This is a genomic window from Kribbella sp. CA-247076 (assembly GCF_050942445.1).
Classification (GTDB): domain Bacteria; phylum Actinomycetota; class Actinomycetes; order Propionibacteriales; family Kribbellaceae; genus Kribbella.
The window spans coordinates 1,878,087-1,902,870 of the sequence record NZ_CP192051.1; the positions used below are offsets into that span (position 1 = coordinate 1,878,087).

Here is a 24,784-nt window from a genome sequence, read left to right on the forward strand (position 1 = left end):
GTCCCAGGATCTCAAATCGTCACCGGGTCACAGACTGGGCGGGCCCTGCTCGATCCGGCGGAGGACCGGATCCAGGCGGTAGAAGTCGTCGCCGCGGATGAGCTGACGCTCGTCCCACCAGGTGGCACCCGCCTCGGCCAGCGGCTCGATGGTGCCCCGGTAGTCGGCCGGGTCGCTGACGCCGCCCACGACCACGTCGTACGGCGTCGCCCGGTCCTCGCGGACGTCGCGGAGGTAGCTCATCAGCTCGCGGAAGTCGTCGAGCGGCGGCGCGACTCCGTGGTTCGCGCTCAGGAACAGTGGTACGGCGCCGTCCCAGCGAGCGGCTCGCCGCATCGGGGCCTTGCGCGGCCAGTAGCCGGCGATCCAGATGGGCGGTCGGGGCTGCTGAACCGTTGCCGGCAGCAAGGTCACGTCCTCGGCGCGGTAGTGCCGGCCGTCGTGGTCGACGGTCTCGCCCGACCAGTACCGGGTGAGCAGGTCGAGACCCTCGTCGAGCTTCTCGGCCAGCACCTTCGGATCGGTCTCGTCGCCGAAGCTGCCGAACTCGTCGTCGATCGGTCCACCAAGGCCTGCGCCGAACACGACCCGGCCGCCACTCAGGCCGTCCAGCGTCGCGACCTGCCGGGCCAACTGCTCCGGCCGCCGCCGTGCGACCGGGGTGACCAGCGGGCCGAGCTTGATCCGGGAGGTGGCGAGGCCGGCCGCCGTCAGCAGCATCCAGGGGTCGCCGAACGCCTGCCCCTGCCGTTGCTGCTTGCTGTGGACGACGTGGTCCCAGAGGAACAACCCGTCCCAGCCGGCCTCCTCGGCCGCGGTCGCCACCCGCGCGACCGTCCGGGCGTCCGCGAAGTCCCGAAGTTCGGAATGTTGATCGAGTAGCGCATCCCAGCATCCTCGCGGCTCGCACGAGACCGGGCAATCGGGTTACTCCAGGCGCAGCTCGATGAAGGGGATGGTGTCGCCGGGGAGGAGGTAGGTCTCGACCTCGATGAAGCCGTGGGCCTTGGCGAAGCGCAGGCCGTCCTCGTTGGTCGCCAGGATGTGCGTCTCGATGCCCGCGTCGCTCAGCTTCCGGCCTTCGGCCAGACTCCGCTGGTAGATCGCCGTTCCGTATCCCTGGCGCCGGTGCTCGGGCAACACGCGCGCGATCACGGTCGCCGCCGCGGTCTCCTCGGACGGCGGTCGCACCGTCGAGCATCCGATCAGTACGTCGCCGGCGTACGCGACCTCGAGCACGTTGCGCTCGGCGCGTTCACGGATCTCGTCGACCGACAACGGCGCCGTCGGGATGATCTCGTTGTGCACGCGCTGCCAATCCAGCAGCGTCACGTCGTCGCCCACCGGCACGATTCGCAGTCCGCTCACCGCTCGAGTCTAGTAGTTTGCGGGTCGTGCGCATTCTCTTCGTCGGGAACAGCTTCACCGCCCGGAACAACCTGCCCGGCCTGCTCACCGGCCTGGCCGGCGCGCGCGGGATCGAGCTCGAGCACCAGCTCATCCAGGCCGGCGGTGCGTCGCTGCGGCAGCATCTGAACGGCGGCAAGGCGCTCGCGGCGCTGGCGACCGGCGGTTTCGACGTCGTCGTACTCCAGGAGCAGAGCACACTGCCGATCAAGGGTCCGGCGCGGTTCCGGGAGAGCGTGCGGGACTTCGACGTCGCGATCAAGGAAGTCGGTGCGCGGACCGTGCTCTACATGACGTGGGCCCGGCGGAACGCACCCGAGACGCAGCAGGCGCTGACGACGGAGTACGCCGAAAGCGCCGCGGAGCTCGGGGCCACGCTCGTCCCGGTCGGCCTCGTCTGGGAGCGCTTCCTGACGACGTACGACGAACCTGTGCTGCACGACCAGGACAACAGCCACCCGGCGTTGCCCGGCAGCTACCTGGCCGCGTGCGTGTTCCTGATCGCCTTGCTCGAGCAGGACCCGGTCGGCACCGACGTACCGGTGAAGGGCCTCGACGCGGACACCGCCGCGCTGCTGCGGCAAGCCGCGTGGGACATCTGCGCGTCTTTCTAGTCCCTCCTGCCTGGCACCGGGAGCTTGGTGTCCAGCAGCTTGAACAGCGCGGCGAGGACGACGCCGATCACCAGGACCAGGCCCGCGTTGCGCATCGCCGTACCGAGGCCGAGGTCGGTGACGTCGAGGAACGGGTACGGGTACCAGTCCGTGAACGCGCCCTGGGTGAAGATGTAGACCAGCCACGCGCACGGCCAGATGAAGGCGAAGGCGACGATCGCCCAGGTCAGTCGTGGTCGAGGCCCGAACACCAACCACGCGAGCAACGCCGCCCACGGCGAGATGTAGTGGAAGCCGATCGTCGCCACCAGCGCCCAGCCGGCCAGGTCGACCTGCGGCGCGAGCACGATCGCGAACACCAGCCCGGTGATCACGATGCCGAGCAGCGAGTCGAGCCGCAGCGTCCGCCAGAAGCGTCCGTCGTACGTCGGCCGGAGCGCCAGGACCAGCGCGGCCGCGAGCACGATCAGGTTGCTCTGGATCGTGAAGTAGCTGAACAGCCGCCACAACCGGGTGCCGAGCCCGACCGACTCACCCGACTCCCCGGAGTTGGCGTCGGCCCCGCCGGTGAACAACAACACGAGCTGAATCACCAGCGACACCGCGATCACCGCCGCGATCCCACCCTGACTCACCCGCCCGGCCGTCGTGACAGTCCGATCGCTGCCCCGCGTCGAGAGCTCCGTCATGCCCACATGCTCCTGTCTCCACCCCCACTGTGACCAGCAGGCACGCGGAAGAGTGAAATGCGGGACAGGACACCGCCTTCGGCGGCGGCTGTTTGTTGCCGCCTTCGGCGGGGCGCGGAGTGGTGTCGGGTGGCCGGTGGTTGGCGGATCGGATGCGGAGAACGGGCGACGGCGGGAGGTGGCAGCGGATCGGGTGGAATCGTCGGCGGGAGGGATGGAGAAGGCTTGGAAGCGTGGCGGTGCGTGAAACAGGCCTTCCGGTGGATGCGCCCACCGGCCTAACGATTCTGGGTCCAACCACGCAGGCGCCGCAGGCGGTCCTTCTGCCGTCCAGAGTTCATCCGCGCGAGCACGCCGACCCGAACCATCAGTCTCGGCCAAGGAGAACAGCCGCCGCCGGAGGCGGTGTCCTTTGGGTGTGCGTCTGGGACTACTTTGCGTCGTGGAAGACGAGGCCTAGGGTGTGGCGGTGGCCGGTGCGGATGGGGGAGACGCCGTGGCGGACGGGGGAGGCGGACCAGCCTCGGGTGGATTGGCGGGGCGGTCGCGGGTGGTGAAGACGAGACCGTGGCCGTGGGGGATGAGGGTGGCGGTGCCGCGGGACTGGGCTCGTGGGCGTTGTTCGACCAAGAGGAACTCGCCGCCGGTGTGGTCGACGCCGGGGTTGTTGAGGTTGATGACGACCTGCAGCGGGAACACCTTGTCGCCGTACAGGTCGCGGTGCAGGGCGTTCCAGTCGCCGGGGCCGTAGCGGAGCAGGATCGGGGTCGGGCGGGTCTGGCCGGCGCGGTGGCAGATGTCGAGCCACTCGTCCAGGGTGTCCGGCCACTCGGCGTCGCGGCCGAGCTTGGCGTACCAGTCCCTTGCTATTGGCAACAATCGCGGATAGAGCGCCTGCCGGAGCGACTCGACCGGCTCCGGGAACGGTGCGTCGAAGTACCGGTACTCGCCCTCGCCGAACCGGTACCGCGCCATGTCGACCGTCGCCCGGAACCGGTCGGCGTCGTCGTACAGGCCGGCGATGCGACCCGCTTCGGCCGGGGTCAGCAGTTGCGGTAGCAGCGCGCACCCGAGGTCGTCGACCTCAGTCGCCACCTGGTCCCAGTCCGCTGTCGCCACGCGTCGCGCAAATCTGTCCATACCGGTGGAACGGTTCAGCTCGCCGTCGTGTGAGGGCGGCGGGTGGAAGTTCCACCTCCACGTCTTGACGCGGTCGGCGAGTGGGGCGACGGTTGGGGGAGACGTGGCTGGGAAACTTGATGAGTATGGCGGAGAGCGGTTGGGGATCGTATCGCCGCGGCTGGCGGACGGCAGTGGTGGTGCTGGTCGCGCTCGGCCTCGTGACGGCCTTCGTGTTCGTCGGATTGTCGACGATCGTCATCGCGTTCCTGATGGGCGGGACCCTGGTCGCGTCGATCCATCTGAGTATCGGGCTGGCGCAGGAGCGACCGCCTGCTGAGCTGGTCCGGGTCGTACTGCGCTCGGCCGTCCAGGCCGGCGTCTGCGTGGTGGCGGTTGCCGGGTTCCTCGCCGCGATCGGCTCGGCGACGGTGTGGTTGGCCGTACTCCTCGCCATCACCTCGCCCCCTGTCATCAGCTGGTTCTGGCCTCAGTTGGCCGAGCGAGTACGGCGCCCGGCGTCGCCCCAGCCACCTCGGATCGAGCAGTTGAACGAGGAGCCCGAAGGCGACCTCCGTGAGCAGCCCCGGCCCGACCTGCACCTCCGCAAGGAGGAACCGACGCCCGAGCAGGAGTCCCGCGAAGAGACCAAGCCCGAGCGCGCAGGCCGGAAGCAGTCGAAACACGACCGCGAGCGGAAGGCCGGCGACCGCGAGCGCAAGGCCGGCGACCGCGAGCGGAAGGCCGGACGGAGCAGCCGGAAACACTCGAAACCTGAGCCGCCGCCGCTGCAGGAGCCGATCGCGCCCAAGACCCCCGAGCCGGTCGACCTGAGCGGCCTGACCGACGAGGACCTTTGCCTAGCCTGGCGACGCAGCTTCACCGAGCTCCAGAGTTGTACGACAGACGAGCAGCGCCTGATCGTGATCGCCAACCGCCACGCGTACCTGGACGAGCTCGAACGCCGCGCCCCCGACGCCTTCTCCCAGTGGCTCGACTCCGGTGCCCGCGCCGCCGGCAACCCCGCCAAGTTCTTCAGCCCGCGCACCAACCACGGCGACCCGGACTGAAACCGAGCTACTTCTTGACGCGGAACCGCAGGTTCAGGCCGTCGCCACGAACGAGCTCAAGCTCGGAGTAGGCGGCTCCCGGACTCCGGTAGAAGGGGATCCCGTCGCCGAGCAGGACGGGCAGGTAGTGGAGGACGACCTCGTCGACCAGGCCGGCGTCGAGGCAGAGGCCGGGAACGGTGCCGCCGCTGACCGTCAGGTTCTTCCCGTCCGCGCCGGCCAGGGCCGTCGCGACGACCTCCCGGATGTCACCGGACAAGTAGGTCAGATCCGGATGGGGCGCGGTCGCCGGGTCCTTGTGCGTGTAGATGAACGTCCGCCCGTGCCAGTCGTCGCCGTATGGCCGGCTGTTGTCGAAGTCGAAATCCTCGGTGATCAGCCGCCCGCCGGTCAGGAACGCACCGGCCGCCTGGGCGACCTCGTCGCCGAGCTCGGACGGCGGCCCGGAGCTGACCGAGTACCAGTCCAGGGTGTCACCCGGGCCGGCGATGTAGCCGTCGAGTGACATGGTCATGTGCCAGACAACGCTTCCGGTCATCTGAGCTCCTTTCGTCACGCAGCAGCCTGCCGCCCCGCCCTCCCATGCGTCCAATGCCAATCCGGCTGCGGACGCATAGATACGATCGATGCATGCTCGATCTCGTCCGGCTCCGCGTGCTCGCCGCGGTCGCCGCGCACGGGTCCGTGACCGGCGCGGCGCAGGCGTTGCACTACACCCAGCCCACGGTCAGCCACCACCTCGCCCGGCTGGAGGCGGCCACTGGGGCACGGCTGGTGCAGAAGGTCGGCCGGGGGATCCGCCTGACCCCTGAAGGTCAGGTGCTCGCCCGTCGCGCGGCCGAGATCATCGGCCGGGTCGACGCGGCCGACGCCGAGTTGGCCGCGCTGATCGGGCTGGAGGTCGGCCGGGTCCGCCTCGGCGCGTTCACCTCGGCCCTGACAGTGCTGGTCCCGCCGGCCGCCGCGGAACTCCGCGAACAGCACCCGAACATCGAGCTCGAGCTCACCGACGTCCACCCGGTGGTCGCGCAGCAACAGCTCCGCGACGGCACGCTCGATCTCGCGATCGTCTTCCGGTACGACGACGAGCCGCCGACGGACGGCATCCGCTACACCCATCTCCTCGACGACCCGGTCTACCTGCTCAGCCGTCGTACCGGCGAGACGCTGGTCGACCATCGGGAGTCGGCCTGGATCGCCGGGTGCGTGCATTGCCGGCAGGAGTTCGTCGAGCTGTGCGCCGAGGCCGGGTTTACCCCGCGGATCGCCTACACCCAGCGACGACATCATGGTCCGGCAGGCGTTCGTCGCGCACGGACTGGGGGTCGCGACGATGCCGGGGATGGCGCTGCGCTGGCACCAGGCGGACGGCGTGCAGGCGACCAGGACGGACGCCGTCCGGCGCATCTATCTCGCGACGTACGGCGAACCGCCGGACCCGCCCGCGACCGCTGCCTTCGTCGAAGCCCTCAAGCAGGCAACGCCTCCCGGAGATCCGCCGCGATGAGCTCGATCGCGTGCCGCCCGGCCGACAACACGGCCGGGAAGTTGAGGAACGCGTGCATGGTGTCCGCGTACTCCACCAGCCGCGCCGGTACGCCGTCCGCCGTCAGCCGGGCCGCGTAGCTGCGGGCATCGTCGCGCAACGGATCGCGGCCTGCCGCCAGGACGAGCGCCGGTGGGAGACCCGCGAGGCTCGAGGCCCGCAGGGGTACGGCGGTGGCCGGCAGCTCGCCCGCCGGGAAGTACTGCGCGGACGACCAGCCGCCCGGCGCGATGCTGAGGAACGTGCCGTCGAAGAGCCGGAACGACTCGGTGTCCTGGTCGCGATCCAGACTGGGATAGCAGAGGATCTGCCGATCGGGCAGCACACCTCCTTCGTCCCGAGCGAGCAGGCACGCTCCGGCCGCGAGTGCTCCGCCGGCGCTCTGGCCGCCGACCGCGATCCGGCCGTCACCGTTGAGCTCCGCGCGGTGGTCACGGATCCACGCGAGCGCGTCGCGGACGTCGTGCAGCGCCGCCGGATAAGGGTGTTCGGGCGCGAGCCGGTAGTTGAGTGAGACAACGATGACGTTGCCTGCGGCAGCGATCCCGGAGGTCGCTGCCTCGATGTCGCGCAGGTCTCCGCCGATGAAGCCACCGCCGTGCAACCACAGCACCACCGGCCTGGGCTCCTCTGTGGCCGGGTGGTAGACGCGGGCTGGCAATCCGCGGATGGTGACGTCCTTGGAGCGTGTGTCCGGATCGCACACGCCCGCCAGCGCCGGATCGGGAAGTTGCTCGCGGTCGAGCAGCAACGCCTCGTACGGATCCAGGTCGGGACCGTCGGGCTGGTCGGCGAAGAAGGCCAGCAGCGCATCAGTTTCGGCCTTGAACTCGGGCCGGCTCACGACCGTCATGCGGGCACCTGTACCGGCTTGAGATGGCGGGCGGCGTGCCCGAACAACGCGCCGTCCGGTGGAGTCGCGGCGTACTCGGCCAGCGCTCCGATGCTCCCGTCGTACCCGCCGCCGGTCGACGGGTCGTGCCACGAGGTCTCGTCGTACTGCCGGAGCTCGGCGACGAGTGCGTCGGCCACACTGTGGAAGCGGTGCACGAGGAGAGCGGACGGGATGTGCCGGCCGGCCTCGACCCCGCCGACGTTCAGGGCGCTGCCCGCGTCGGCCGTCTCCCAGCGCGGATCGATGCTCCAGTGCACCCGGCCGGCGGCCGCGTCGCGGAGTACGGCGAGGGTGATCTCGTCCCACATCAGGATGTGCGCGGTCAGGTCGTGCAACGAGTCGCAGAAGTGGCCGAGCGGTCCGGACACCACGCGGTACGGCGCCCGGAGCTCGGTCTCGGTCAGCCCGTCGATCCGGTCGATCAGCAGTTGATGGTCGGCCCGCAGCAGCCGGGCCGCCTCGCCCGGGGAAGTAGTCGCTGTACGCATACCCGGAGCCAACCAGCCCGGCCGCTGCCGTGCGTGTCGATTGACGAATCTCTGCAATCCAACAATCTAACGGTCGACCCTGGCGAGGGCCTGACGAACAGCGGGATCGCCCGCCGCCTGTTCCTGTCCGAACGCACGGTCGAGGCGCACGTCCGGCACGTCTTCAGCAAGCTCGCGCTCCCCGAGTCCGACGACGGCCACCGTCGCGTCCTCGCCGTACTCACGCACCTGAGCGCGGCGACTCCAGACCGAGGTCAGCCAGGACCTCCGTCACCGCCCGCCCCGGCGGCGCAGCCGTGACGAGACCGCGAATGCAGCCGGTCATAACCATCCGGAAGTACGCTTCGCTGCTGATCTGGGGGAGCCCGGTGTGGGCCGCGGCGAGAGTCTCGTCGGCGGCGAGGAGCGCGTAGACCTTCTCGAGCTCACGGGTGTGCGGGCCCTCATGGTACGGGCGGTGGTGCTCCTCCGCGGCGGTCAGGTTGATCGCGAGTGAGGCGACGGTCCCGGACATCATCATCCCGCCGGCCGGGGTGTAGCCGCGCCGACCGAGTGCTTCGATCGCCTCCCGCTGCAGCCGTACGCCGGAGGCGCCACGCGGAAAGAGCGTCTGCATGTACGTCGCCAGGCCCGGGTGGTCGAGCAGGAACGCCCGGATCTGCTGGGCGAACGACAGCAGGTGCTCCTCGACGCCGTGGTCTGGGTCGTCGGTCACGTGCAGGCCGGCCAGGATCGTTTCGCCGACCAGCGCGTCGAGGCCCGGTCTGCCGTCGACGTGCCGGTAGAGCGCGGTCGGGGTCACGCCGAGCGCGCTCGCGACCCCGTTGACGGTCAGCTTGGCGAGCCCGAGCCGCACGCCCTCGCGCTCGATGTCCGCGAGCGTGATCTGCGCCTGCCGCCCGCCGGTCTTGGGCCTGGTTGCCACGTCTCTCCTTGTCCCGTGACCCCTAAATTATGGTACTAACTTAGACATGCACCGTTACCTACGGTGATCAACGACTGTCACCTCCCCAAGGAGATCATGGTGAGTGAGTACCGCCCCAGCCGGAGAGCCATACTGAAGGGCGCCGGCGGCCTGAGCGTCGCGGCCGGCCTCGGCGCCGGCACGATCCTGGCGACCTCGTCGTCCGCCAGTGCGGCCGACGACGGCCACGGCCTGCACATCGTCCAGCGCGGCGAGACCGATCCGCGGATGTGGTTCTACCGGTTCCAGACCGCGGAGCTCAGCTATCAGCCGGCGGTCAACGTGCTGCTGCCGGACGGCTACCACACCAGCGGTCAGACCTATCCGGTCCTCTACCTGCTGCACGGCGGACTGCAGGACTTCATCACCTTCGACCGGCACGGTGTCCGGGAGTGGACCGCGGGCAAGCCGATCGTCGTGGTCATGCCGGACGGCGGCAAGGCCGGCTGGTACTCGAACCCGGTCAGCACGAACGCCGGTCCGCGGAACTACGAGACCTTCCATCTGAACCAACTGCTGCCGTGGATCGAGCAGAACTTCCGGGTGTACCGCGAACCCGCCGGCCGGGCCGTCTCCGGCTTCTCGATGGGTGGCTTCGGGGCGCTGAAGTACGCCGCGAAATACTCCGGCCACTTCGCCTCCGTCAGCTCGCACTCCGGTCCGGCCAGCATCCGCCGCGACCTCGGCCTGGTGGGCCACTGGGCGAACGCGTCCTCGGCCGCGGTCGAACTGAACGGCGGCACCGTGTACGGCGTTCCGTGGGACGAGGCTCGCGTCACCGCGGACAACGCGATGCAGAACATCGAGCGGTATCGCGGCAAGCGGATCTTCCTGGTCGCCGGCACCAGTCCCGGCGGCGACCCGATGAACTACATCCAGGAGACCCAGGTCCTGGCGGGGCACCGCGAGTTCCGCGCGGCGCTGCACGCGGCCGGGATCGGGCACGAGTTCCGCGAGGAGGCGGGCGGCCACGTGATCCGCCCGGACATGTTCCGCGAGGACATCAACGGCATCGTCGCCCACCTCCGCAGGGCCGCCTGACCCTGATCAGGTCGCCCGCTTTCGGCGGAGCTGGTCGATGACGATCAGGGCGGCGCCGAGGGCGCCCAGGCCGAAGAACGAGCCGAGGGCGCTCAGGGCGGGGCCGAGGAAGACGTCGGCGGTGTGTCGGCGGCCGACGTAGTAGCTGGCGTTCTGATCGGTGCAGGTGACCTCGACCGTCTGGGCCGGGATCTCCTGCACCGAGTGCGCCACCACGTAGTAGACGTCGCCGGCGTCGTCCCACTGCTCCGACCGCGACGGTTCCTTCAACGGGATCGACGTGCCGCTCGCGTCCTTCGCCGTACACGACTGAAGCGCGTCCCGGTCGGAGGCGAAGATGGTCAGCCCCGGTTCGTCGAGCCGCACGGGTCCGTCGGTCACCGGCGCCGGCGAGCCAGGGACGGTGCCCATCAACTGCACGAGAAAGTAGCCGCTCACCACGAACGCGACCACACAACACCCGACGCCAATCCACCCCAGCCTCCGCATGCGCGAAGACTAGGACATCAGGCGGCCGTCTCCGGAGCTCAGTTCGTGATCGGGTTCAGGGTGTCCCGTTCGCGGAGGTAGTCCTCGACGGTGAACAGGTGGGCGGCCATCTGGATCCGGGCCCGGTCCGGCTGATGGGCGGTGAGTGCGGCGAGGATCGAGAGGTGCTCGCGGTGGGCGGTTTCGTCGGCGCCGGGCTGGGAGATCGACCGGCGCAGGCGGTCGCGCATCGTCCGCCCGCCCAGGGCGTCAATCAGCGCGGCGAGGACGGGGTTGCCGGACGCTTCCGCGATGATCCGGTGGAAGGCGATGTCGTTCTCGATCACGGTCTCGTGGTTGGGTTCGTCGAGCGTCAACTCGGCCTCGTTGAGGCGCAGCAGCTCGGCGGCGGCCTCCAGGGCCGCGGTCCCGATCTGGAGCGCGGCGACGGCGGCGGCCTCCGTCTCGAGGATCCGGCGTACCGCGTGCAGGTGCACCGTCCCGCTGCCGTCGTGCAGGTCGACGACGAATCCCATCGGCACCAGCAGCATGGAGGGATCCAGGTTGGTGACGTAGGTGCCGTCGCCCTGCCGGGTCTCGAGGACGCCCATCATCGACAGCGCCCGGACACCCTCACGCAGGGGATTCCTCGAGACTCCGAACGCGGCGGCGAGATCCTTCTCGACCGGCAGCCGGTCGCCCGGCCGGAGCCGGCCCTCGATGATCATCTGCCGGATGCTCTGGACGACCACGTCGGTCTGCGAGACGCCCGGGGAACGGGGTGGCACAGCCACCTTGCCCGGCGTCATGGACGTGCGTCCGCGCGCGACGCCCAGTAGGTGCCGTCCGGGAACTGGTAGGTCTGGAAGGACTCCCTGTGCATCTCGGCACTGTAGCCCGGGGCGGTCGGCAGGACGTACGCGCCGTCACGGACCACGCAGGGGTCGACGAAGTGCTCGTGCAGATGGTCGACGTACTCCGTGACCCGGCGGTCGAGGCTGCCGGAAACGGCGACGTAGTCGAAGATCGCGAGGTGCTGGACGAGCTCGCACAGACCGACCCCGCCGGCGTGCGGGCAGACCGGTACGTCAAACCAGGCTGCGAGGAGGTAGACCGCGAGCACCTCGTTGACGCTTCCGAGCCGGGCCGCGTCGAGCTGGCAATAGTCGATCGCGCCGGCCTGGAACAGCTGCTTGAACAGCACCCGGTTCATCCCGTGCTCACCGGTCGCCACGCCGATGGGTGCCACCGCCTTGCGGATGGCGGCGTGACCGAGGATGTCGTCCGGACTGGTCGGTTCCTCGATCCACAGCGGCTCGAACTCGGCCAGGGCCTTGACCCACTCAATGGCCTGCGGGACGTCCCAGACCTGGTTGGCGTCGATCATAAGATGACCGTCCGGTCCGAGGACCTCGCGGGCGATACCGCAGCGACGGATGTCATCGGCCAGGTCGGCGCCTACCTTCAGCTTGACGTGTTTGTAGCCGGAGGCAACGGCCTCCTCGCAGAGCCTGCGCAGCTTGGCGTCGGAGTACCCGAGCCATCCGGCCGAGGTGGTGTAGCACGGGTAGCCGGAGAGCTCCAGCTCCCGGATTCGTTGCTTGCGGCCCGCTTCTTGCCGGGTGAGCAGGGTGATGGCCTGTTCCGGCGTGAGTACGTCGGTCAAGTAGCGCAGATCCGCAGCCTCGACGAGTTGTGCGGGTGACATCTCGGCCAGCAGTCGCCACAGCGGTACGCCGGCCCGCCGGGCGGCGAGATCCCACACCGCGTTCATCACCGCGGCGAGAGCCAGGTGGACGACCCCCTTGTCCGGGCCGAGCCAGCGCAACTGGCTGTCCGACTGCAGTTCCCGGTAGATCCCGCCGAGATCCCCACAGAGCTCGTCGACGTCTCGGCCGACCAGCGGCTCGCCACGCTGAGCCGCGGCGGCCACGCACAGGTCGTTGCCGCGGCCGATGGTGAAGGTGAAGCCGTACCCGGTCAGCTCCGGGTCCTCCGTGTGCAGGACGACGTACGCCGCCGAGTAGTCGCCGTCCTTGTTCATCGCATCGGATCCGTCTCGGGTCAGCGAGGTCGGGAAGCGGACGTCGATGACCTCCACCGAGGTGATGCATGGCATGGCGGGCCCCTCATCCTGATCAATAGGTGGGATCTTTTGGCAGCTTTGATGCCGTTCAGTATGGACCAAGGTCGAGACTGAGGCTACGATCCCGAAAAATCATGGGATCAATACCTCGTCACCCCCGACGGAGGACTCTGGGATGGGCAACCTGGTGAGCTCGGACCGCGCCGGTGGCCAGCGGCTGTACTACGACCGGCCGGCTGCCGCCTGGCTGGAGGCGCTGCCGCTCGGCAACGGCCGGATCGGGGCGATGTGCTTCGGCGGTGTCGGCACGGACCGGATCGGGCTGAACGACGAGACGCTGTGGTCGGGCAGTCCCGAGACCGCGCGGCTGCTGTCCACTCCGCTCGGCGCTACCGGTGCCGAGGCCGTACAGGCGGTGCGCGACGCGCTCCGGGCGGGTGACGTCCGGCGGGCGCACGAGTTGGCGCGGGGATTCCACTCGGGCTATTCGCAGGCGTTCCTGCCGCTCGGCGATCTGCTGAGCGAGATCCGGATCGACGGTGTCACGCCGGCCTCGGACGACGTGGCGCAGTACCGTCGGGAGCTCGATCTCGATGCTGCGGTCGCCACGTCGGAGTTCGACCTCGGGGGAGTGGCGGTTCGGCAGGAGGTCTTCGTCAGCGCGCCGGACGGCGTACTGGTTCAGCGACTCACCGCGTCCGAACCTGTGCTGGCGCTGACCTGCCGGCTGACGTCGCAGCTGCGGTCGCACCCGTACGCCGCCGAGCACGGACTCGGGCTGCTCCTGCAGGCTCCCGCGGACGTCGCGCCGCCACACCGCGACGTACCCGAGCCCGTCCGGTACTCCGACGGCGCCGACCGCGGAATGGCTGCCGCCATCGCCCTCCGCGCCATGAGCGACGGTGAGATCCGGTCGAACGACAGCGAGCTCACGGTAGTGGGCGCAACGGAGATCACCCTGATCCTCTCGACCGCCACGGGGTACGACGGTCCGTTCACCACGCCGACCCGGACGGCGGAAGAGTGCTGGTCGATCGCGGACCGGATCGTGTCAGCGGCGCGCGAACGCGAGTACGACCGGCTGCTGGCCGACCATCAGGCAGATCACCGGCGACTGTACAGGCGGGCGTCGCTGGAGCTGGCCGGCCCGGCGGAGCAGTCCGCGGTGCCGACCGACGTACGGGTGGCCCGGGCGGTTGACGTCGAAGACCCTGCCCTGGCCGCGCTGATCTTCAACTACGGCCGCTATCTGATGGTGGCGAGCTCGCGGCCCGGTGGACTGCCGACCAACCTGCAGGGGATCTGGAACGACATCCTGCGGCCGCCGTGGAGCTCGAACTACACGGTCAACATCAACACCGAGATGAACTACTGGCCCGCGGAGACCACCAATCTCTCCGAGTGCCACGAGCCGCTGCTCCGGTTTATCGATCAGCTCGCCCAGGCCGGACGGCGTACTGCTCGCGAGCGCTACGGCTGTGCCGGCTGGACCGCCCACCACAACGCAGACGCCTGGTGCTGGACCTTGCCCGTCGAGGGCGATCCACGCTGGTCGAACTGGCCGATGGCCGGCGCCTGGCTCGTCCGTCACCTGTGGGACCACCACGAGTTCACCGGGGACCTGACGTTCCTGGGCGGGTCCTGGCCGGTCCTGCGGCGCGCGGCGGAGTTCTGTCTCGACTGGCTGGTCGAGCTGCCGGACGGAAGTCTGGGTACGGCGCCGTCGACGTCGCCGGAGAACGACTACCTCGCCGACGGCGGACAGCCCGCCTCGGTCACCGAGTCGTCGACGATGGACCTCGCGCTGATCTCGGACCTGTTCCTGCGCGTCGAGCGGGCCGCAGAGCTCCTCGACGTCGTGGACCCGCTCGTGGCCGAGCTGTCGACGGCCCGCAAGCGCATCCCCGATCCGCGGATCGGTGCCGGCGGCCAGTTGCAGGAGTGGGCCGCCGACCTGCGCGAGGAGGATCCGCACCACCGGCACATGTCTCACCTGACCGGCCTGCATCCCGCAGATGCGATCACCCCGGACGGCACGCCCGACCTGGCCGCCGCGGCCGCGCGTTCGCTCGACCTCCGCGGTGACGAGGCGACCGGCTGGTCGCTCGCGTGGAAGGTCTGCCTGCGGGCCCGCCTCCGGGACGAGACGGCCGCGCATCGCCTGGTCCGGGCGTTCCTCCGGCCGGCCGACGACCAGGCCGAGGGCCACGTCGGCAGCGGCGCCGGCGTCTACCCGAACCTCTTCTGCGCCCATCCGCCGTTCCAGATCGACGGCAACTTCGGCGTAACGGCGGGGATCGCGGAGATGCTGCTGCAGAGTCACGCCGGCGAGGTCGAGCTGCTGCCGGCGCTGCCGGCCGAATGGCCGAGCGGACGCGTCACCGGACTCCGGGCTCGTGGCCGCCTCGTCGTCGACATCGCGTGGACACCGCACGGGCTCGAGGCCGTGCTGACCGCCGACCGCGATCAGGAACGGATCGTCCGGTACGGCTCCGAGCGACTGCCGATCCGCCTGACGGCCGGCGTCGGCCACCGGTTCAGCACGACCTGATCACCCGTCCGGAGGAGGAGGTCCGATGGCAACCCTGACGAGAATTCCGCCGAGCATCGGCGAAGCACCGGCTCCGGAGCGTCGACGCCGCCGGCGCGAACGCACCACGCTGACCGGTCTGCGGCGTAGCCTGCGCCGGCACTGGACCCTCTACCTCCTGATGGTCGTGCCGCTGATCTGGTTCGTGGTGTTCAAGTACATCCCGATGGCCAACGCCGTGCTCGCGTTCAAGAACTACAACGTGGTCAGGGGCATCTGGGGCAGTCCGTGGGTCGGTTGGCAGAACTTCGAGCTGTTCTTCCAGAACCCGGTGTTCTGGACGTTGGTGAAGAACACGTTCCTGCTGTCGGTGTACACGGTCGCGGCCAGTTTCCCGCTGGCGATCATCCTGGCGCTGGCGCTGAACGAGATCCGCGTGGGCCTGTTCAAGAAGACGGTCCAGCTGGTGACGTACGCGCCGTACTTCATCTCGACCGTGGTCGTGGTGTCGATGACGATCCTGATGCTGTCGCCGCGGGTGGGCCTCGTCAACGATGCCATCGGACTCTTCGGCGTGCCGGCGATCGACTTCCTCGGCAACCCGGACTACTTCCGGCACATCTATGTGTGGTCCGACGTGTGGCAGACCACCGGGTACTCGGCGGTGATCTACCTGGCGGCGCTGGCCGGGGCCGACCCGGCGTTGCACGAGTCGGCCAAGATCGACGGCGCCAACCGGTGGCAGCGGATCCGGAACGTGGATCTGCCGGGGATCATGCCGACCGCGGTGATCATCCTGGTGCTTGCTGTCGGCAACATCATGGCGATCGGGTTCGAGAAGGCGTTCCTGCTGCAGAACCCGTTGAATCTCAGCGAGTCCGAGATCATCGCGACCTACGTGTACAAGACCGGCTTGCTGAACGCCGACTTCAGCCTGGCGACCGCCGTCGGCCTGTTCAACTCCGTCATCAACCTGGTCCTGCTGCTGGGGGTCAACATGATCGCCAAGCGCATCACCGGAAACGGGCTGTGGTCATGAGCGCGCGGGGCGAGGTGATCACGCGAGCGACCGCCCGCAGCGAGCGCCGGGCGGCCAAGGCGCGGCGGATTCGGGATTCGCGCACGGACCGGATGTTCATGTTCTGCGTGTACCTGCTGCTCACGGTGTTCCTGCTGATCGTTCTGCTCCCGCTGGTGTACATCGTGGCGAGTTCGTTCAGCAGCCCCGAGGCGGTGTCGTCCGGCCGGGTGCTGTTCTGGCCGGTGGAGTTCTCGCTGCGCGGCTACGAAGCGGTGTTCGAGAACCCTCAGGTACTCCGGGGTTATGCGAACTCCCTGTTCTACACGGTGGTCGGCACGCTGGTCAGCGTCGTGATGACGATCGCGATCGCGTATCCGATGTCACGCCGGACGCTGGTCGGGCGGAACCTGGTGATGAGCCTGATCCTGTTCACGATGCTGTTCACCGGCGGCCTGATCCCGACGTACCTCGTGGTCCAGCAAGCCGGACTGCTGGACACCCGTTGGGCACTGATTGTGCCGCAGGCGATCGGGGTCTGGCAGGTGATCATCGCGCGGACGTACTTCCGGACCGTGATCCCCGAGGAGCTGGTCGAAGCGTCGCAGCTCGACGGATGCGGCGACCTGCGGTTCCTCTGGTCGGTGGTGATTCCGCTGGCCAAGCCGATGATCGCCGTCATTGCGCTGATGTACGCCATCTTCCAGTGGAACTCGTACTTCGACGCGCTGATCTATCTGAAGAACCCGGATCTGTTCCCGCTGCAGATCGTGCTGCGCAACATCCTCATCCTCAACACCTACAGCGGCGGCGCGATCGACGCATCGGTCGTCCTGCAACGCCAGCAGTTGGCTGACCTGCTCAAGTACTCGCTGATCGTGGTCGCGAGCGTTCCGGTCCTGCTCATCTACCCGTTCGTGGCGCGCTACTTCACCAAGGGAATCATGATCGGCGCCGTCAAGGGCTGATCCTTCGCACCATCTCTACCCCCTGTGAGGGACACATGACAACTCAGCTCAGGAGAACCCGGGCGGCGGCGGTCGCCGGACTCGGCGTACTGGCACTCGGTCTGGCCGCGTGCAGCGGCTCCGATACGACCGCGGAGGAGGGCAAGCCGCTGCCGACCGTGACCGGCAACCCGAAAGTGACACTGGATGTGTTCGCGCCACAGGGCGCGGAGACGAACCTCGCCACGAACGAGTTCACCAAGAAGATGAGCCAGAAGTTCAACATCACCTTCAAGTGGCAGACCAGCACGTTCGATGCCGGCCCGGCCAAGGAGAAGCGGCAGATCTCGCTGGCCAGTGGCGACTACCCGGACGTGTACATGCTGATCCCGTGGGTCGACCAGTTCACCCCGACCGAACTGCTGAAGCTGGGCAACCAGGGTGTCGTCGTACCGCTGAATCAGCTGATCGAGCAGTACGGGCCGAACATCAAGAAGGCCCTCGACGCGGAGCCGGAGTGGAAGGCGATGGCGACGGCGCCGGACGGCAAGATCTACGGCCTGCCGCAATGGGTCGACTGCTACCACTGCTCGTACCAGGGCAAGCTGTGGATGAACAGCACCTGGCTGAAGAAGCTCGGGCTCGAGCAGCCGAAGACCACCGAGGACATGGTCAAGGTGCTGCGGGCGTTCAAGACACAGGACCCGAACGGGAACGGAAAGGCGGACGAGATCCCGCTGACCGCCAGCGTGCGGAGCGCGCTGATCCCGTACTTCATGAACGCCTTCATCTACAACCCGCAGGGCGCCAGCGGTTACAACAACTCGACCCTGGTCCTGAACGACGGCAAGGTCGACGTGCAGGCCAACAAGGACGGTTGGCGCGAAGGGCTCAAGTACCTGAACTCGCTCTACAAGGAAGGGCTGATCGACAAGGGCGCGTTCACCCAGAACCCGGACGCGCTGACGCAGCAGGGTGACGGCGGCAAGGTACCGATGCTCGGTTCGACCACCGTCCTGCACCTGGGCGAGGCGGTCACCATCGGCTTGCCCGACGGTCGCGACAAGCAGTACGACGCGGTGCCGCCGCTCACCGGTCCTCAGGGAGTGAACCACACCGGGTACAACTTCCCGAGCGCGCCGGGTGCGACGTTCGTGCTGACGAACAAGGCCACGCAGGAGGAGCAGATCCAGGCGATCAGGCTGCTCGACTACATCTTCACCGACGAGGGTCAGATCAACGGGCAGTTCGGCACCGAGGGCAAGTCCTGGATGAAGCCACAGCCTGGGGACGTGGCGCTCGACAAGTCACTGAAGCCGACGTTCAAGCAGATCCCGCAGAAACCCGGTGCGGCTCCGCTGAACGACGACTGGACAGCGATGGCGCAGTACAACAACACCGAGAAGTTCCGGAACTCCGAGGCGATCGCGACCGACATCTACAGCCAGGCTGGGTACGAGCGGCGCCTGTTCGAGGCCACCAAGCTCTACGAGGGCAAGGAAGACAAGTCGAAGACCTACCCGTTCTGGAAGGTGTGGATCGACCCGTCGCTCGCGACCGAGGTCGCGACGCTGCAGACGAACATCGACAATTTCGTGCAGCAGAACTCTCTGCAGTTCATCACCGGCTCGAAGAACATCGAGACCGACTGGGACGCCTACGTCAAGGGCCTCGAGGGCCTGGGTCTGAAGCGCTACCTCGAGATCCAGCAGACGGCGTACGACAAGATGCCCGGCAAGTAGCCATCGCGTTCGGCGGCGGCTGTAGTCACGGCCGCCGCCGTTTCCCGCCCGTGACTGGGGAGGATCTGGCCCCCGGATCGGGCCAGAACTCTCCCCAAACCCACCCCGTCCGATCGCGGGCTCAGGCGGCTTTTTCGAACTGGGTGGTGTAGAGGTCGGTGTAGAGGCCGTTGGCGGCGAGGAGGGTGTCGTGGGTGCCGCGTTCGCGGATGGTGCCGTTCTCGAGGACGAGGATCGCGTCGGCGTTGCGGATTGTCGACAAGCGGTGCGCGATCACCAGTGACGTCCGTCCGGCGAGGGCGTTCGCGAGGGCGGCCTGGACGGCGGCCTCGGACTCGGAGTCCAGGTGAGCGGTGGCTTCGTCGAGGATGACGATCGAGGGTGCCTTGAGCAGGAGCCGGGCGATCGCGAGCCGCTGCCGTTCGCCGCCGGACAGGCGGTAACCGCGGTCGCCGACCACGGTGTCGAGGCCGTCGGGGAGGCTGTTCACCAGCGTCGCGATCTGGGCGGCTTCGAGGGCTTCCTGCAGGTCGGGCTCGGTCGCGTCCGGGCGGGCCAGCAGGAGGTTGGCGCGGATCGTGTCGTGGTACATGTGCGAGTCCTGGGTGACCACGCCGATCACGTCGCGCAGTGACCGCTGGGTGACCTCGCGGACGTCCCGGCCGCCGACCAGGACCGCTCCGCCGGTCACGTCGTACATCCGGGAGACCAGCGACGCGAGCGTCGTCTTGCCGGCGCCGGACGGTCCGACGACGGCGACCAGCTGGCCCGGCTCGACGGTGAAGCTGACGTCTTTCAGGACTTCCTCGCCGGTCTCGGCGGACAGGGTCGCGACCGACTCCAGCGAGGCGAGCGAGACCTCCTCGGCCGACGGGTAGTGGAACGACACGTGCTCGAACTCGATCGACGGCTCGACGTCCGCCGGGAGCTCCTTCGCATCCTTGTGGTCGGCAACCATCGGCGGCAGGTCGAGGACCTCGAGCACGCGCTCGAAGCTGACCAGCGTGGTCATCACGTCAACCTGGATGTTGGACAGGGCGGTCAGTGGTCCGTAGAGCCGGTTGAGGTAGGCCGTGAGCGCGACGACGGTACCGATCCCGAGTGCGCCGTGGATCGCGAAGACGCCGCCCACGCCGTACACGAGCGCGACCGCGAGCGCGGCGACCAGGGTCAGCGAGACGCGGAAGATCCCGGCGTACATCGCGGTGGTGACGCCGATGTCGCGCACCCGCGCGGCCTTGCCGGCGAAGTCCTGCGACGACTCCTGCGAGCGGCCGAAGACCTTGGCGAGTACGGCGCCGGCGACGTTGAAGCGCTCGGTCATCGTCTGGGCCATGGTCGCGTTCAGCCGGTACGTCTCGGCGGTTGCCTCGCGCAACCTGCCGGCGATCAGCCGGGCCGGGAGAATGAACAGGGGCAGGAGGACGAGCGCGAGCAGGGTGATCTGCCACGACATCACGAACATCGCGCCGAGGACGAGGGCGACGCTGAGCAGGTTGCTGACCACGTTCGAAAGGGTCGAGGTGAAGGCCTGCTGGGCGCCGAGGACGTCACCGTTGAGGCGCTGGATGAGTGCGCCGGTCTGCGTCCGGCTGAAGAAGGCGACCGGCATCTGCTGCACGTGGTCGAAGACCTGGGTCCGCAGATCGTAGACAAGGCCTTCGCCGATCCGCGCGGAGAACCAGCGCTGGGCCAGCGTGACCGTGCTCGCGAACACGGCGAGCGCCGCGACGAGCAGCGAGAGCCAGACGACCAGTCGCGTGTTGCCCGGGACGATGCCGCGGTCGATGATCTCGCGGAACAGCAGCGGGGTCGCGGCGCCGGCGGCCGCGTCGATCGCGACCAGGAGCAGGAAGACGGCCAGATAGCGGCGGTAGGGGACGGCGAACGTGAGGATCCGGCGGAAGGTGCCGGCTGACAGTTTGTGGTTGCGGACGGACGAGTCCTTGAGCAGCGATCGCATCGCGCGACCGCCGCCGCCTCCTCCGCCCGGGAGTCCTGAGATCTGTGACATAGGAGCCTCTCGGTAGAGATCAGATATACTGAGGTTACCTCACTATGAGCTAAACTCACAAGATGGACCGACCACTAGGCTTTGCTCGTGCCCGCACCGGATGACACCGCTGAACAGATCGCGGCCCTGCTCGACGGCATCGTCCGCCGCCAGCGCCGCGCGTCCAAGGACAACCTGGGCAGTGCGGTCACCCACGGACAGTTCCGAGTCCTGCGCACCCTCGACAACGCCGGCCGCGCCCTGCGCCTGAGCGAGCTGGCCGGCCAGCTCGGCATCGTTCCCCGCTCGGCGACCTCGGTCGTCGACGACCTGGAAGCCGCCGAGCTGGTCGCCCGCCGACCCGACCCCGACGACCGCCGCGCCACCCTGGTCGACCTCACCCCCGCAGGCGCCGACGTGCTCGCAACGGTCCGCCGCCAGCGCCGCGACGCCATGCTCACCCTCATCGAACGCCTCGACACCCGCGAACAGGCCGACCTCCTCCGCCTCCTGACCCGCCTGGCTGACGACTGACTGCCCGCTCCCCAGCGCTCGCCGGCGCGCATGCGGACTGGGCCTCTCCGCTGGCTTGTTTGTCAGGTGTTGATGGCGGAGGGTGGCGGGATGGGTTGTGTTGTTGGGGTTGATATCGGGACGGGGAGCACCAAGGGGGTGCTGGTCGGGCTCGACGGGAGCGTGGTTGCGGTTGCTCGGCGGGAGCATTCGGCGGGGTTGCCGCGGCCGGGGTGGGTGGAGATGGATGCGGAGCGGGACTGGTGGGGAGACGTCGCCGACGTACTGCGGGAGCTCACCGCGACCGGTGAGGAGATCCTGGCTGTGTGCGTGTCGGGGCTCGGGCCGTGCGTGGTGCAGACGGACGAGGAGTTGCGGCCGCGGCGGCCGGCGATCTTGTACGGCGTGGACACGCGGGCGACGCGCGAGATCGCCGAGATCACCGAGCTGCTCGGGGCCGAGGAGATCCTCGAGCGGTGCGGGAAGGACCTGTCCAGTCAGGCGATCGGGCCCAAGCTGGCGTGGTTGCGCCGGGAGGCCGGCCCGGACTGGCGGCCGCAGGAGCGGTGGTTCAGCGCGCACTCGTACGTCGTCGCGCGGTTGACCGGCGAGTGGATCCTCGACCACCACACCGCCAGCCAGTGCGATCCCTTCTACGACATCCACACGCAAGACTGGGCGACGGACTGGGTCGAGCAGGTACTCCCCGGGCTCGTGCTGCCGAGGCTGGTCTGGCCGTCGGAGCAGGTGGGCGTCGTCCACGGTACGGCGGCCGCCGCGACCGGACTGGCCGAGGGGACACCGGTCGTTGCGGGAACGGTCGACGCGTGGGCGGAGGCGTTCAGTGTCGGCGTACGTCGTACTGGCGACCTGATGCTGATGTACGGCTCCACCATGTTCTTCGTCCAGGTCCTGTCCGCGCCGACCAGCGTGCGCGGATTGTGGACGACCTCGGGTGTGGAGCCCGGATCACACACGCTCGCCGCCGGCATGGCGACGTCCGGGACCATCACGACCTGGCTGCAGGACCTGACGGGTGGGGTGCCGTTCGAGACGCTCGTTGCCGAGGCGGCCGCCGTACCCGCGGGCAGCGAAGGACTGGTGATGCTGCCGTACTTCAGCGGCGAGCGCACGCCCATCTACGACCCGTTGGCGCGAGGCGTGATCGCCGGGCTGACTCTGCGGCACGGGCGTGGGCACTTGCTGCGTGCGGCGTACGAGGGGATCGCCTGCGGGGTGAAGCAGATCGTGGGTGCGCTCGAGGAGGCGGCCGGGCCGCCGCAGCGGATCGTCGCGGTCGGCGGTGGTACGCAGGGCGGGCTGTGGACGCAGATCGTGAGTGACGTGTGCGGGCTGGAGCAGGACGTACCGGCGCAGACGATCGGGGCCTCGTACGGCGACGCGCTGCTGGCGGCGATCGGGGTCGGACTGGTGCCGCCGGAGACGGACTGGACTGAACTGGACCACACGGTGCGTTCGGATCCGTCCACGGCGGCGACGTACTCGACGCTGTTCGAGACCTTCACCGAGCTGTATCCGGCAACCCGCCGCCAGATCCACCGCCTGGCGCGGATCTCTTGAGATGAAGGGCATGTACACACCGACCGCGGGAGTGATCGCCGCCGCCTTCGAGCTGGGTGAACCTGTCGGCGACCTGGTCTTCGTACGACGCGGCGACACCGACACCTGGCGCCTCGAAACCTCGTCCGGCCGGTACTTCGTGAAGGGCTACTGGCCGACCACAGGCGGTCAGTTCACGCCTGGCCGACTGCTGGACCAGTTGGCGGTGGCGATGCCCTTCGAAGAGCGTGCGCTCGCGGCCGGGGTCGACCTCGCGCAGCCGGTGTCGCCGCGCGAGCCGGAGCTCGGCTGGGTCACGCGGATCCACGATCGGCTGTTCCGCGTGTACCGCTGGGTCGAGGGCCGCACGGTCCGCCCCGACGACGACGTCACCGAGTGGCTCGGGCAGACGATGGCGCTCGTACACCAGTTGCATCCGCTGGAAGAGGCGGGTCTGCCGGATTGGTGGCGTACGGCGCTCCGGCCGCGGAGCGACTGGCAGGAGTGGTTCACCGAGGCACGTCGCCGGGGTGAGCCGTGGTCGGACGCCGCGTGGGAACGCCTGCCTCGCATCGTCGAGCTGACCGCACGGATCGAGCAACTGTGCGAGGTCGCCCCGGATCGCGTGCTGACGCACGGAGACTTCAAGTCACACAACATCCTGCTGACCGCGACCGGCCCCGTGCTGATCGACTGGGACAGCGTCCGCGCCGACAGCGCGGCCCTGGAGGCTGGTCGGATCGCGCAGATGCTCGGCCGCAAGACGCTGGACGCGTACGTCGCGGCCGGCGGCGACATCACCTGGACCGGAGACGACCTGTACCTCGGCGTCGCCCGCGCCAACCTCCACCGAATCTACGATCGGGTCCACGTCCTCCTGGACCACATCCCGGCACCCCGCTGGATGACCAACCGCGAAACCACCACCCACGAGCTCCTCGACGCCCTCGCCCACCTGGGCTGAGGCGAACTGACGCGGGCGAGCGGCCGCGTGTGCGGCCGCTCGCCCGGGTCGGGGTTACTGGATGTCGTCGTCCTGGCCGTCGAGGTTGTCGAGGCGGTCCTTGGCGAAGTCGGTGCCTTGGTCGATCTTGTCGCCGTGCTCGCCGCCGGTCTTCTCGTTGGCGAAGTCACCGGCCTTGTCCATGCCCTGGTCGACCTTGTCGCCGTGCTCGTCGACCGCGTCGGTGGCCTTGTCCTTCATGCTGTCGAACATGCCCATCGTGGTTTCCCCGCTTTCGTCGATGGTTGCTATGGACTACGAGTTGGCGGTACCCGATCGCGCGAGTTCCACACACCTGGGCGCCGATTTGTCCGGACCTGAGCGTCAGCCGGTGAACGGGTTCCCGCCGTCGCTCAAGGCCGGGAGAATACTTCCGGCCAGCCGGGTGTAGGTCTGGCGCTGGAGCATCGGCCCGAAGGTGATCCGGGCGACGCCGAGCCCGGTGAGTTCGGCGACCGATCGGTCGCCCTGGCCGTAGCTGACGTTGACCGGGCCGGGGATCTCCTTGACCAGCGCCTGGATGACGTCGGGATCGCTCGTCCCGATCGGGTACACGCAGTCGGCGCCGGCCTCGAGGTAGCGGGCGGCCCGGTCGATCGCGGACCGGAGCTGCTCGCCGGGGGAGCCGGCGCGCCGGATGAAGGTGTCGATCCGCGCGTTGATCACCAGCTCGGCGCCCGCGGCGGCCCGGACCGCGGTCAGGAAGTCCGCCTGTTCGGACGCATCGACCATGCTCTCGGTCGACGGATCGGAGTCCTCGAGGTTGAGGCCGACGGCGCCGGTCGCGGTGAAGCGCTCGACCAGCTCGGCCGGAGCGAGCCGGTAGCCGCGTTCGAAATCCACGGTGACCGGGACCGACACCGAGCGGGCGATCCGTGCGGCCGCGTCGAGGACCTCGGCCACGGGTGCTCGTTCGCCGTCGTCGTACCCGAGGACGGTGGCGGTGGCGAAGCTGCTGGTCGCGACGGCCGGGAAGCAGGCCTCCTCGACCATGCGGGCCGAGGCCGCGTCCCAGGCGTTGGGCAGGACGACAGGGGTTCCGGGCACGTGCAGGTCCCGGAGGGTGGTTGCCAATGACATCGATTGCTCCG

At 68.8% G+C, this 24,784-nt stretch carries 24 protein-coding genes and 2 pseudogenes; 12 read left to right on the forward strand and 14 right to left on the reverse strand.

The features are described from left to right. Positions 1–27: 27 nt before the first annotated feature. Positions 28–825 carry an LLM class flavin-dependent oxidoreductase gene (locus ACQPYZ_RS09085; RefSeq protein WP_433166992.1) on the reverse strand — a complete coding sequence of 266 codons (798 nt, stop codon included), beginning with the start codon at positions 823–825 and terminating at the stop codon, positions 28–30. Positions 826–927: 102 nt separating this feature from the next. Next, on the reverse strand, positions 928–1,368 hold the full coding sequence (locus ACQPYZ_RS09090) for a GNAT family N-acetyltransferase (protein ID WP_433166993.1): 441 nt from the start codon (positions 1,366–1,368) through the stop codon (positions 928–930). Between the two features lie 26 nt (positions 1,369–1,394). On the opposite strand from ACQPYZ_RS09090, the gene ACQPYZ_RS09095 reads away from it, so the two are divergent. Beyond that, positions 1,395–2,021, forward strand: a complete 627-nt coding sequence (locus ACQPYZ_RS09095; protein ID WP_433166994.1) for a hypothetical protein — start codon at positions 1,395–1,397, stop codon at positions 2,019–2,021. Here the strand turns inward: ACQPYZ_RS09095 and ACQPYZ_RS09100 are convergent. Both ACQPYZ_RS09100 and ACQPYZ_RS09105 read right to left on the reverse strand, forming a co-directional pair. Then, the gene (locus ACQPYZ_RS09100; RefSeq protein ID WP_433166995.1) at positions 2,018–2,710 is read right to left on the reverse strand and encodes a Pr6Pr family membrane protein; all 693 of its coding nucleotides are present in this window, start codon (positions 2,708–2,710) and stop codon (positions 2,018–2,020) included. The two genes, ACQPYZ_RS09095 and ACQPYZ_RS09100, sit on opposite strands and share 4 nt — an antisense overlap. Before the next feature lie 430 nt (positions 2,711–3,140). Beyond that, positions 3,141–3,850: pseudogene (locus ACQPYZ_RS09105) on the reverse strand (2OG-Fe(II) oxygenase). A 119-nt stretch (positions 3,851–3,969) separates the two neighbouring features. Between ACQPYZ_RS09105 and ACQPYZ_RS09110 the strand changes: the two are divergent. After that, positions 3,970–4,899 carry a hypothetical protein gene (locus ACQPYZ_RS09110; protein ID WP_433166996.1) on the forward strand — a complete coding sequence of 310 codons (930 nt, stop codon included), beginning with the start codon at positions 3,970–3,972 and terminating at the stop codon, positions 4,897–4,899. A 7-nt stretch (positions 4,900–4,906) separates the two neighbouring features. Here ACQPYZ_RS09110 and ACQPYZ_RS09115 read toward each other — a convergent pair whose 3' ends face one another. Next, entirely contained in the window at positions 4,907–5,437 is a 531-nt protein-coding gene (locus ACQPYZ_RS09115) for a dihydrofolate reductase family protein (RefSeq protein WP_433166997.1), read from the reverse strand. 92 nt (positions 5,438–5,529) lie between these two features. On the opposite strand from ACQPYZ_RS09115, the pseudogene ACQPYZ_RS09120 reads away from it, so the two are divergent. Then, positions 5,530–6,114, forward strand: a pseudogene (locus ACQPYZ_RS09120) (LysR family transcriptional regulator); the annotation flags it as partial. Positions 6,115–6,368: 254 nt separating this feature from the next. Here ACQPYZ_RS09120 and ACQPYZ_RS09125 read toward each other — a convergent pair. Continuing rightward, positions 6,369–7,298, reverse strand: a complete 930-nt coding sequence (locus tag ACQPYZ_RS09125; protein ID WP_433166998.1) for an alpha/beta hydrolase — start codon at positions 7,296–7,298, stop codon at positions 6,369–6,371. Next, positions 7,295–7,828: a maleylpyruvate isomerase N-terminal domain-containing protein gene (locus ACQPYZ_RS09130; RefSeq protein WP_433166999.1), complete on the reverse strand. Its 534-nt coding sequence runs from the start codon at positions 7,826–7,828 to the stop codon at positions 7,295–7,297. Before ACQPYZ_RS09130 ends, ACQPYZ_RS09125 begins: the two co-directional genes overlap by 4 nt. Here ACQPYZ_RS09130 and ACQPYZ_RS09135 point away from each other — a divergent pair. Next, positions 7,772–8,128 (forward strand): response regulator transcription factor, encoded by a 357-nt coding sequence (locus ACQPYZ_RS09135; protein WP_433167000.1) that lies wholly within the window; start codon positions 7,772–7,774, stop codon positions 8,126–8,128. The genes ACQPYZ_RS09130 and ACQPYZ_RS09135 overlap by 57 nt on opposite strands. On the opposite strand, the gene ACQPYZ_RS09140 is transcribed toward ACQPYZ_RS09135, so the two are convergent. After that, positions 8,049–8,753 (reverse strand): hypothetical protein, encoded by a 705-nt coding sequence (locus ACQPYZ_RS09140; protein WP_433167001.1) that lies wholly within the window; start codon positions 8,751–8,753, stop codon positions 8,049–8,051. The two genes, ACQPYZ_RS09135 and ACQPYZ_RS09140, sit on opposite strands and share 80 nt — an antisense overlap. Positions 8,754–8,852: 99 nt before the next feature. On the opposite strand from ACQPYZ_RS09140, the gene ACQPYZ_RS09145 reads away from it, so the two are divergent. Beyond that, on the forward strand, positions 8,853–9,833 hold the full coding sequence (locus ACQPYZ_RS09145; RefSeq protein ID WP_433167002.1) for an alpha/beta hydrolase: 981 nt from the start codon (positions 8,853–8,855) through the stop codon (positions 9,831–9,833). Between the two features lie 6 nt (positions 9,834–9,839). Here ACQPYZ_RS09145 and ACQPYZ_RS09150 read toward each other — a convergent pair whose 3' ends face one another. From ACQPYZ_RS09150 to ACQPYZ_RS09160, 3 genes are read right to left on the reverse strand one after another with little or no spacing between them, the layout of a single operon-like run. Further along, positions 9,840–10,322 (reverse strand): hypothetical protein, encoded by a 483-nt coding sequence (locus ACQPYZ_RS09150; RefSeq protein WP_433167003.1) that lies wholly within the window; start codon positions 10,320–10,322, stop codon positions 9,840–9,842. Positions 10,323–10,360: 38 nt separating this feature from the next. Next, positions 10,361–11,089, reverse strand: coding sequence for a FadR/GntR family transcriptional regulator (locus ACQPYZ_RS09155; protein WP_433167004.1), 729 nt, complete (start codon positions 11,087–11,089; stop codon positions 10,361–10,363). Between the two features lie 17 nt (positions 11,090–11,106). Further along, positions 11,107–12,420: an L-fuconate dehydratase gene (locus ACQPYZ_RS09160; protein WP_433167005.1), complete on the reverse strand. Its 1,314-nt coding sequence runs from the start codon at positions 12,418–12,420 to the stop codon at positions 11,107–11,109. A gap of 142 nt (positions 12,421–12,562) precedes the next feature. Here ACQPYZ_RS09160 and ACQPYZ_RS09165 point away from each other — a divergent pair, with 142 nt between their 5' ends. Genes ACQPYZ_RS09165 through ACQPYZ_RS09180 form a run of 4 tightly spaced genes read left to right on the forward strand, consistent with a single transcriptional unit; the run spans position 12,563 to position 18,624 of the window. After that, positions 12,563–14,938 carry a glycoside hydrolase family 95 protein gene (locus ACQPYZ_RS09165; protein ID WP_433167006.1) on the forward strand — a complete coding sequence of 792 codons (2,376 nt, stop codon included), beginning with the start codon at positions 12,563–12,565 and terminating at the stop codon, positions 14,936–14,938. 25 nt (positions 14,939–14,963) lie between these two features. Further along, positions 14,964–15,956 (forward strand): ABC transporter permease, encoded by a 993-nt coding sequence (locus ACQPYZ_RS09170; RefSeq protein ID WP_433167007.1) that lies wholly within the window; start codon positions 14,964–14,966, stop codon positions 15,954–15,956. Beyond that, positions 15,953–16,903 carry a carbohydrate ABC transporter permease gene (locus ACQPYZ_RS09175; RefSeq protein WP_433167008.1) on the forward strand — a complete coding sequence of 317 codons (951 nt, stop codon included), beginning with the start codon at positions 15,953–15,955 and terminating at the stop codon, positions 16,901–16,903. Before ACQPYZ_RS09170 ends, ACQPYZ_RS09175 begins: the two co-directional genes overlap by 4 nt. A gap of 35 nt (positions 16,904–16,938) precedes the next feature. After that, complete coding sequence (locus ACQPYZ_RS09180) at positions 16,939–18,624, forward strand: ABC transporter substrate-binding protein (protein WP_433167009.1); 1,686 nt, start codon at positions 16,939–16,941, stop codon at positions 18,622–18,624. 121 nt (positions 18,625–18,745) lie between these two features. On the opposite strand, the gene ACQPYZ_RS09185 is transcribed toward ACQPYZ_RS09180, so the two are convergent. Continuing rightward, positions 18,746–20,587, reverse strand: a complete 1,842-nt coding sequence (locus ACQPYZ_RS09185; RefSeq protein WP_433167010.1) for an ABC transporter ATP-binding protein — start codon at positions 20,585–20,587, stop codon at positions 18,746–18,748. A 138-nt stretch (positions 20,588–20,725) separates the two neighbouring features. Here ACQPYZ_RS09185 and ACQPYZ_RS09190 point away from each other — a divergent pair, with 138 nt between their 5' ends. The 3 genes from ACQPYZ_RS09190 (at position 20,726) to ACQPYZ_RS09200 (ending at position 23,654) form a co-directional block, all read left to right on the forward strand. Further along, positions 20,726–21,151: a MarR family winged helix-turn-helix transcriptional regulator gene (locus ACQPYZ_RS09190; RefSeq protein WP_433167011.1), complete on the forward strand. Its 426-nt coding sequence runs from the start codon at positions 20,726–20,728 to the stop codon at positions 21,149–21,151. A 90-nt stretch (positions 21,152–21,241) separates the two neighbouring features. Further along, the gene (locus ACQPYZ_RS09195) at positions 21,242–22,711 is read left to right on the forward strand and encodes an FGGY-family carbohydrate kinase (protein ID WP_433167012.1); all 1,470 of its coding nucleotides are present in this window, start codon (positions 21,242–21,244) and stop codon (positions 22,709–22,711) included. 10 nt (positions 22,712–22,721) lie between these two features. Then, entirely contained in the window at positions 22,722–23,654 is a 933-nt protein-coding gene (locus tag ACQPYZ_RS09200) for a phosphotransferase (RefSeq protein ID WP_433167013.1), read from the forward strand. 54 nt (positions 23,655–23,708) lie between these two features. Here the strand turns inward: ACQPYZ_RS09200 and ACQPYZ_RS09205 are convergent, their stop codons facing one another. Together ACQPYZ_RS09205 and ACQPYZ_RS09210 are read right to left on the reverse strand one after the other, a co-directional pair. After that, positions 23,709–23,912, reverse strand: a complete 204-nt coding sequence (locus ACQPYZ_RS09205; protein WP_433167014.1) for an antitoxin — start codon at positions 23,910–23,912, stop codon at positions 23,709–23,711. Between the two features lie 105 nt (positions 23,913–24,017). Further along, positions 24,018–24,773 (reverse strand): isocitrate lyase/PEP mutase family protein, encoded by a 756-nt coding sequence (locus tag ACQPYZ_RS09210; RefSeq protein ID WP_433167015.1) that lies wholly within the window; start codon positions 24,771–24,773, stop codon positions 24,018–24,020. Positions 24,774–24,784 lie beyond the last annotated feature (11 nt).